The sequence below is a fragment of the Sinomicrobium pectinilyticum genome, from assembly GCF_003725735.1.
Taxonomy (GTDB): Bacteria; Bacteroidota; Bacteroidia; order Flavobacteriales; family Flavobacteriaceae; genus Sinomicrobium; species Sinomicrobium pectinilyticum.
Genome location: NZ_RJTM01000203.1, coordinates 1 through 9,715, shown reverse-complemented (window position 1 = coordinate 9,715; position 9,715 = coordinate 1). Strand labels below are relative to the sequence as shown.

Here is a 9,715-nt window from a genome sequence, read left to right as displayed (position 1 = left end):
TCTCTCCCGTGGTATAGGCCGCTATCAGCTCCAATATATCGTCAGTGATCTTATCCATGACCGTATCGTCTATTTTATATATTATAATTTCCTAATATCAGGTGACAAAATTTAACATGAATCTTTCAGAAGAAAGTAATTTAATAGGTATACTGGAAAAGTATAAATCATAACCACAAGCATCCCCCGACGGTCTTTAACTACATTACCCTTTTTTTTGTAGTCGGTGTCGGAAAAAGAAAAAGCCCCGTTTTTTTTTTGCAGTTTGGTCAATTTCCAGGGGTTGCTATGGTACAAAACAATCAATAAAAGCAATCTCACACACAATTCCGTCATAATCACTACCTCTCAATCTGTTTTGTATCTGCACTGAACTAAACCTATGAAACCAACATGATTAAATTAATCATTAAAGCACAAACACGCATAATTGTTTTAATCGTCGAAGCTGAGCGGCAGTCAGATGAAGGTTCCATCCCGATATGCTCCGGGACAAGTGGTGACCATTGAAAAAACAATAAAAAAACACATGAAATTGCTCTTTAGTTACCGGGTTATTAAGTTACTGAGTTATTCAGACAATACCGCGTAAACTCAATAACTTAGCAGTTCAAATCAACTACCTCGGGGCAAGCCCGCGAGGTATTCAAACGAGCAAACCTTAGTTCATTTCGATACAGAGCATCGGGGAATAAAACCCATTTAATGGGATTTAATAACTCCAACTATCGTATTGCATTTCTTGTGGGCTCACCATTTATGATACGCCACAAACCCAATGGGTTTTTATTCTGCAATTCCATGGGCAAATAATCCGGGTCCCAGTTTTGGTAAGCGACCGGTTTCAAAAACCGTTTAATGGAGAAGGGCCCGACAGCGGTAAACCTACTATCGCTTGTTGCCGGATAACCACCTCCATGCTGTGTTGCATAAAGTACCCGAACACCGTTGGAGAAGTTATTCAACATTAACCTACCGGCCATATCGGACACGGTTTCAACGAGTGCTTGATACTTATGCAAATCCTGTTTTTCTGCAAATATGCATGCCGTTAATTGACTGGCAAAATGTTGGGACAAAGCAGCCAGTTCGTCTTCATTTTTATACGTAACCACAATAGAAAAGGTTCCGAAGACTTCTTCGGACAGATTTTCATTGGCCAAAAACACCGGCGTGTCGGTTTTTAACACGATAGATTCAACTGAAATTCCGTCTCCCGGTTTTCCTTGTGCCAAAATCTCCACCTGATCGACATTCAGGGCTGCCGCTTTTCCCCTTCTGAAGGAATCTGCAATACTATCCGTTAATAATGCCTGAGGTTCCATTGCCTTTAATTCATTTTGCAAAACTGCTGAAAAAGAATTGAACTCTTCGGTTTCAGGGACAATTAATACTCCGTTATTGGTGCAGTACTGACCTGCTTTATCCGTTAAAAAATCTTTAAACCGTTGCGCAAATGCAGCCGCATTATTTTTCCAGTATGCCGGCAATACAAAAACAGGGTTTACACTTCCCATTTCTGCAAATACAGGGATAGGTTCCGCTCTTTTGCCGGCCGTATCGTAAATGGCCCTACCCCCGGAAACGGATCCCGTAAAGCCGACAGCTTTGATTAATTTGTGCTTTACCAGGTATTGTCCTCCCGCATTCCTATTGGAAAAAATCTGCCCGAAAAGCCCCTTGGGATAACCTGCTTTTTCTAAAGCTCTTTTAATAACCTGTTCCATGTAAACACTCGTTTTCGGATGTGCAGCATGTGCTTTCACAACAACAGCGCATCCGGCGGCGAATGCCGCTGAAGTGTCAACCCCGGCGGTTGAAAATGCAAAAGGCCAGTTACTGGCTCCAAAAACAGTTACCGTACCCAAGCCCTTCCCGATCGTTCTGAGATCGTAACCCTCATAATCCGAACCATGCACCTTCGTATCGATACGGATATCCAATACATGGCCCGACAACAGGGCTTCCGCATTCTCTCTCCACGCTTCTACCAACCAGCTCTTTTCAGCTCGCAGGGCCTCTTTCGGAAGGTGTGTTTCCTGATGTGCTATTGAAATGATTTCTTCATCTGAGTTTTCGATCTCACTGGCTATACTATGCAGTAAATAAGCACGATCTTTGACATGCTTATTTTTATACCACAAATACGCCTGATGGGCCTGTTTTACGATTTTGTCTATATTTTCTATCGAAGTAAATGAATCCATAACTTACCTTTTTGTTTCTTCTCTCAATATTGTGGCCGGGAAAATAATTCTATACAGACAATGTCCACCTTCGAGGTGCTCCTGCCACTATAAGACGACGCTTTTTCCGCCCGGTGATCTCATTCATAACCGCATCCTCTATTATTAGATATTATAAAAGATCAGAAACGGGTGACAAAAATTAATTTAACGTGACTTAATGTCGTCCGGGTTCTTTTTGTTTTTCTCCTTTCCAATGCCAGGGAGATGAGTTGTAAATCTTTGAACCTTGTAGTGTTTGGAAGACCTTCCGTTGGTCTTAGTAGGTGTCGTGACAGAGCAAAGCCCCCTGCGGTAGGAACATGTAGGTACAAAATGGTATGGCAACAGACTCTTGTTATGATTTTTGTGAATATGGTCATCATAGCAAACACGCTAAAAACAAAATGGAGAATCTACGAAATATTATAGATTCTTAGCATATCTCTACTCGCCCCCCTGTAAAATAGCCCCTTACTTATTTCGGTTACAAAACATCAAAGAAATAAAAAAATCAATTGAAAATCAATGGATTTCAAACGCTTACTATTTTTTAATAAAAAAAACCTATATTTATTATGATATTTTTCTTTCTTTAAAAGAAAGTTTTTCATCAAAAATATAATATAAATTTCTCTCTTAAATAACATTAGATAGCCTTATTATAATTTTTAAACTAAAACCGAAAATGATATGAAAACGCAAAATACTGTATTGAGAATCTGTACGGCCGTCTTTTTGTTTTTTACAATGATGAGCTGTGAATACATAGACATCCCACCAGGCGAACCTACGGAGCCTGACGAAGCTAAGGTGTACGTTGCCGGATATAAAGATAATGTAGCCATGTTGTGGAAAAATGATGGACCTCAATATCTTACTAATGGCGAAACAGGAGCTGCAGCCCAATCAGTAACTGTTTCGGACGGCAACGTATATGTGGCAGGGGTGAACAATGGTAAAGCCATGTTATGGGTAAACGGCAGAGCTCAGGCTCTTACTAATGGAACACAACGTGCTGTAGCTTCGTCAGTAGCTGTTTCGGGCAGCGATGTGTATGTGGCAGGGGAGAACAATGGTAAAGCCATGTTATGGGTAAACGGCGAACCTCAGGCTCTTACCGATGGGACACAGAGAGCTCAGGCATTGTCAGTAGCCGTATCAGGCAGCGATGTGTATGTCGCCGGATATCTACGTAAATCCGCCAAAACAGAAACAATAGCAATACTTTGGAAAAACGGCAAACCTCAAGCCCTTACCGATGGGACACAGGAAGCTCAGGCATCGTCAGTAGCCGTTTCGGGCAGTGATGTGTATGTGGCAGGGTTTGAAACTGATGTTCATAGTAGTAACTATCTAGCCAAGCTATGGGTGAATGGCAATGCTCAAGTTAAAGCTCATGGAGGTAAGGCTTTGTCAGTAGCCGTATCAGGCAGCGATGTGTATGTCGCCGGATTTGCATACGACCATAAGAACGACGTAAGCGCAGCAATGCTTTGGAAAAATGATGAATCTCAACAGCTTACTGATGGGAGGGAATCTCAAGCCCGGTCAGTAACTGTTTCGGACACCGATGTTTACGTGGCAGGAACTAAAGTTAATGAAGAAAACGATAAGGATGTAGCCATGCTCTGGAAAAATGGCGATCCCATTCAATTAGTTGAGGTTGATACCACTTTTTCCGCCCCTGTTACCGGTGCTATGAGCGTATTTGTAGAACAGTAACTGGTCAAGAAAGGCGGTAAACATAAAGGGGTTAGCTAATAAGAGGAATAATGGCAAGCGGAAGTATTTCTATGTGCTAAAAGCCCAACTGGTCACAACAGAGAATGGAATCCCTGTGGAGATGTACCTTCCCCTATCAAAGAATACATGAGAGAACGTATAGAAACCAGTATCAGCCTGATTACCCGTCCCTGATGTCAAAACATATAAATGCCGTAACCCCGAAAGGGTTTGTCATCAAGCTAATACTATTCGTTATGGCTTTCCAACCAGATAATTTTATTGAAAAACTGGAAACGCAGGTTATTTAGTATTCATTTTGTTTTAGCACCCCGTTCGAAGCCATGATATCCGCATTCGGGATCGGGCAGGCAAACTTCCTCGAATGTTTTTCCAGGGTATAGTGCACCGGGGACTCATGATCCAGTATGGTAGATGCATTATACGGATAAAAAGTCCGTGTCATCACAACATCATCCGAAGGGTCATCATTATTGTTGTAACGCCGCACATCAAACCAGCGGGTCACAAAAGGCATTTCCCTGCGGCGTTCTTCGGTCAGCTTAACTACTGCTTCCTGTTGAGAAGCTGCACTGAGGTATTTAACCCCGGCTGGCGCATCCGCATTCATCCTGGCCTCCCTGAGTTCATTAAGTGTTTGTATACCTTCCTGCCATGCTCCCTGACGGATCTGGCATTCTGCTTTGGTAAGGATCATTTCAGGAACCGAAGGACCGTTAGGGATTTTGCTAAAATCGAAAAATACATAGCCCGGATAACTATAAGGCGGGTCTATAAATCCTCTGTGATAGGAATAGTGTTCCACTATATGGTATTTATACCTCAGGTCATAGGTATGATCATAAAGAGCCAGCAATTCCCGGGAAGGGAAGTTATCTGAGATATCATCAGAATATCTTAAATAATAAAATTCCCCCCATTCCAGTAAATCGGTAGGGGCTGTGCCTGCAACAAAGCTATGCGTATATGGGTATTTCAACCTAATGGTAGTGGTGTCCGGATCAAAAATGGTCACCTCGTAAACTATATCCGAGTACCGCATCTCCGTATTGTAATTTCGTAACCGGTTGTATATTCCCAATGCCTTCTCTGCGTATTGCTGTGCCCTGGCATAATCGTATAATACCAAGTAATACCTGGCCGCAAAAGCATAAACCGCTGCCTGGCTGGCCCGCCATGTCCGCTTTTTATTGTTGACCTCTTCGAGTGAGGTGGTTAAGGTCAGGGCTTCTGTCAGGTTGGCATCGATAAAGTCCCAGGTTTCTTTAAGGGTTGCCCGGGCAACCGGTTCTTCAAAACCAGTCGTTTCTTTTATAGGGAGCCCCGGCTCTTCCCAGTTCGCCTCCGTATAGGGCAGGCAATACACATTGGCCAGTTGAAAATAGCTATACACCCGTATAAAACGGGCTTCCGCCTTGAGTTGCTGTTTCCTGTCCTCACTACCACTAACCCTGGGAAGATAAAACAGGACCAGGTTTGCTGTGAATATTTTCTTCCATTCGCTTTCCCAATACGCTATTTTCCCATTGGCCACATCTTTTCGTTCCCAGGTAGCATACTGAAGCTGGAATATATGAAATAAACCTGGCCTTGAATCATATAACTCCGTAAACAGTCCATAATCATCTGTTCCGAATACCTGTTCTTGTGACGGTTCCGCTGCAAAAAAATTGTAATTGTTCAACAGGCTTTCCAGGTCCTCCACAGTTTCGGGGACTACGGAGGATGTTTTGGAAGGTGGTTCTTCCAAAAAATCATTGCAGCATGTAAAAACACTTGCTACAAAAACAACAACTATAAATTTGTACATGTTCATCGGTTCTTGTTTTTTTATCTTCTTTATAAGCCACCCATCCGGCACCTAACAGCCTGGAAATATAAAAAACGGGGATCTTCCTCCATTAAAAACTAAAGTCCAGCCCGAAGGTAAAAACTGGTTGTGGTTTCAGGTTACCCATGGGATATTCCGGATCCTCGCCATAATCGTTAAAGAAAATCCCCCCTACATGATTGGCCTGTGCAAAAAAGCGCAGGGTGTATACACCGAGTTTAGCCCTTACATTTTTGGGCAAAGAATAACCCAGGCTGATCTCCCGGAACCTGATATGGGAAGCATTCACTGTTAAGTAATCGAGGTAAGGGGTGAACTCGCCCCACATAAAATATTGTCCTTCGGCATCCACAGGGACAGGTACAACTTCGGAAGGATCGGAATCGAGAACTTCGCGGTAACGCTTGTTCACATGGGTAACATTGCCGTCCCCCATCGGATGGTAATTAAACCCATGTCGCCTGAACACATGGCCAAACCTGGCGGTAATGATAAAAGAAAAATCGAAATCATAAACCTTCAAAGAGCTTATCAATCCCAATGTCCTCGGGGCCACACGAGTTCCCTGGTCGAACAGGTATTGACGTCCGTCTCCAGGCGGAAGGTTCTGAAAGGAGAATTTCTCATTATCCGGTCCGTAAAAAGAAGGGAGCAGGTGAGGGGCCGATACAGTCCCGGTATTGACCATACCGGCATAGCGGTACGACCACAAGGTGCTTGCATCATAACCTTTTACATAAGCCTCTGTAACGCCTTGGGAAAGTTCCGATGCAAAGTAAAAGTTTTTGTATAATTCCGTAATTTTATTATTATTATAAGAATAATTAACGCTTCCCGACCATACAATATCCTCACCCTTGATGGGAAGGACTGTACCCAGGCTGATCTCAAAACCCCTATTGGACATAGTTGCACTATTTAGCTTTTGCCGGTCGGTACCATGTACGGAAGGTATGGATTGCAGGGCGATCAAGTCCGTACTTTTCCGGTCGTAGAGATCCAGGGTTCCGTACAATTTCCTCCCAAAAAACGAAAAGTCCAGGCCCCAGTTAACAGTCCTGGTCCGTTCCCATCTTAAAGTAGGATTGCCATAGTCGGAAATACCGGCTGTGTTTTCCCCTGTATAAAGATCTGGTTCGGCATTGATGTTTATCAATGGTAGAAAGGACGTTGATTTGTCAACGTTTCCGTTATATCCATAGGTAAGCCGTAGGTTTAATCGGTCTATCCACTCCCGCTTGTCCATAAACCCTTCACGCCCCAGTTGCCAGCCCAGCCCCACAGACCAGAACGGGGAATAACGATATTCGGGATCGTCCGAGATCAGGTTGGAAGCATCGGTACGGTAACTCCCTGTCACCGTATACCTATCGTCAAAAGTATACCCCAGGTTGCCGTATAATGAAAAATACCGGTCTGTATCGTATTGAAATCCATGTGCGGTCGGGATTCTAAAAGAGTTCCCTCCCCAGTCTACCAACTTATCAGAAGGGGTTAACGACTCTACAATAGTCCGGGTCTTCTCATTATATCCATAAGCCAGGGGGTTTTGTGTAAATTCCCGAACCCTATCCGAAATTTCAGAACCCGCTATAAAGTTTATATTGTGCTTTTCACCCAATGTCCGGTCAAAGCTTAACTGGTTCCTGAAACTATAGGCCCGGACCCTTATTTTAGACTGGGCTAAAAAACCTCCCTTCGGGATATTGGCAACAGGAGACGTATCGTAATCCTGGTTCCACCTGGAAGTTGTATTTATATAATTCCTGACAGTAAACGATTCTTCAACATAATAGCTTCTACCTCTCGTATTGAACAGTTCATACTGTATTCTCGGGGAGAACATCAGACCCTCAAGCATCTTAAAGGTCAGCCCCGCCTGGAAACGGCTATTTAAGCCCGTAAGCGTTCTATCCCTGTTCCTGATCTCCGATATGGGATTATACGACCAGTCCGGGTACGGAAATTTGTCCATAGGCACAAAAGCTTCCATATTCGGCATGTAGTAGTGCAGGTAAGACATATCCGTCAGGCTGCCATCGGCATTGACCAGCATGTCATAGGGTTGAAGATCATGGATGAAATTTAAGTCCACCCCGTTAGTTTTTACCTTTTCATACCCGAGCATCCCCGAGAAATCAAAGGTAAGCCAGTCCTTAAGGTCGGTTTGGTTCTTATAGTTAATCAATACCCGTTCCTGTTCATCGCCTTTAAAAAAAGTCTTGCGGTCTTCCAATAGTATTGACAGTGTATTGGCTATATGTTCTCCCCCTCCCGAAACCGCTACATTATATTGTTGTGTTATAGGGGTTTCCAGTAAATAATCCCGGATCTGTTTTTGATTGTTCAGCCCCCTTAACCTTGCCAGGGTAGCATCCCGATCTTCCGGGGTGATCCGGCCCAACCTCGCTTCGTTCATCGCCGTCACTGCAAGGGATTGAGGGTATACAATAAACATTGCAGGGGGTAGAGGGTTTGATCCTCCCCCGAAAAGATCAGTATCAAAGCCCTTTTGTTCATAATCAATCACCTCGGCACCGGTGGCTATCGGGTTTACATAACCCAGGTCCAGCTTGCCCGAAGTCTTTACAAAGGAAGAAACCGAGACCCGTAGCTTTCCTTGCTTACTCTGTTTACTGGTCACCACAATAACCCCGTTGGCCGATTTGGCTCCCCAAATGGAGGCTGCAGCGGCATCTTTTAATACCGTAATACTTTCCACGTCGTTCGGATTAATGCTTTCCAGTCCGCCTTCTACCGGAAAACCATCATATACCACCAAAGGCTGTGCATCGGCCAGTAAACTCGACTGGCCCCGGACCCGGAAATTCACTAAACCATACGCCCCGACCGTACTCTGAAGGCCGGGCACCACCCCCACAAGCCGCTCCGCTACGCTCGAAGCCGGTTTTTCCAATTGTTCTTTTGCTACCGAGACAAAAGCCCCCGTGGCCCGTTCCCGGGATATGGTCTGGTAACCGGTAGACGCCAGCACGACTTCTTCCAAAGCAGTTACACTTTCTTCCAGTTGTACATCAATTACGGAAGAGCCTGCTTCAACAACAACTTCCCGGGGCGTAAAGCCCATAAAAGAGAAAGACAAGCCCCCTCCGGCAACAAACTCTATATGGTAATTCCCGTCAAAGTCGGTAACAACACCGTTCTCACCCCCCTTTACTAAAACCGTAACCCCGGGAAGCGGGTTTCCTTTACTATCGGTAACTGTTCCCCGGATATCAACTGTTTGCGCGGCTGTAGTTACTCCGGAGATCCCCTCCTTTTCTCTTACAATAATCGTATTGTTATAAAATTCATAGGAAAAATATTCCGGGGCCAGGATCTTATCCAGTAAATCCCCCGTCCTCATCTCTCCTCTTGCTATCTTAACGGGGGAGGCACCCTCCAGAAGAGCAGGACGATAAATAAATTCGTAATCTGTCTGGCTTTCGATCAGGTGAAAAACCTCTTTTACAGATAATACAACATCCGTATCAATACGCACACGAGCATCCTGGGAAAACCCTTCGTAACACCCCAAACCAAAGGCCACGGTACAGTAAAGAATAAAGTTTTTCATCCCTGCCAGCAGGAGCAATCTCCCCATCAAAACGGGCACCCTCCTTTCATTTAGTTTTCATATAGTTCGAGTGCAGTTAGTTAACCTTTTTTAATTATCACTCTATAAGGAATAGAACTACTCCGTGGAAAAGATGCTGGCTTTGTTCCTTTTTCTGTTTCTCTCCTGGTAAGGGAGAAGGACCTATATTGAGAGGCACTTCGAGAATCTCTTCATTATGTAGCCCTTATACGCTGAAATATGCTGTTTTATTTTTACTTTATAATGAGGGTTCCATCCTTTATCTGAAAACTCACCCCGCCTACACGCTCTATCTTCTCCAGCAAAACGGTGACA

4 protein-coding genes are annotated in these 9,715 nt (G+C 44.1%); 1 reads left to right on the top strand and 3 read right to left on the bottom strand.

Features of this window, described 5'->3' with window-relative positions:
• Nucleotides 1–725: 725 nt before the first annotated feature.
• Nucleotides 726–2,207 carry an aldehyde dehydrogenase family protein gene (locus tag ED312_RS23195; RefSeq protein WP_123218404.1) on the bottom strand — a complete coding sequence of 494 codons (1,482 nt, stop codon included), beginning with the start codon at nt 2,205–2,207 and terminating at the stop codon, nt 726–728.
• Between the two features lie 711 nt (nt 2,208–2,918).
• Between ED312_RS23195 and ED312_RS23190 the strand changes: the two genes are divergently transcribed.
• Nucleotides 2,919–3,950, top strand: coding sequence for a TolB-like translocation protein (locus tag ED312_RS23190; protein ID WP_123218403.1), 1,032 nt, complete (start codon nt 2,919–2,921; stop codon nt 3,948–3,950).
• Between the two features lie 307 nt (nt 3,951–4,257).
• Here ED312_RS23190 and ED312_RS23180 read toward each other — a convergent pair whose 3' ends face one another.
• Nucleotides 4,258–5,787 carry a RagB/SusD family nutrient uptake outer membrane protein gene (locus tag ED312_RS23180; protein WP_123218401.1) on the bottom strand — a complete coding sequence of 510 codons (1,530 nt, stop codon included), beginning with the start codon at nt 5,785–5,787 and terminating at the stop codon, nt 4,258–4,260.
• A gap of 85 nt (nt 5,788–5,872) precedes the next feature.
• On the bottom strand, nt 5,873–9,406 hold the full coding sequence (locus ED312_RS23175) for a SusC/RagA family TonB-linked outer membrane protein (protein ID WP_123218400.1): 3,534 nt from the start codon (nt 9,404–9,406) through the stop codon (nt 5,873–5,875).
• Nucleotides 9,407–9,715: the final 309 nt, after the last annotated feature.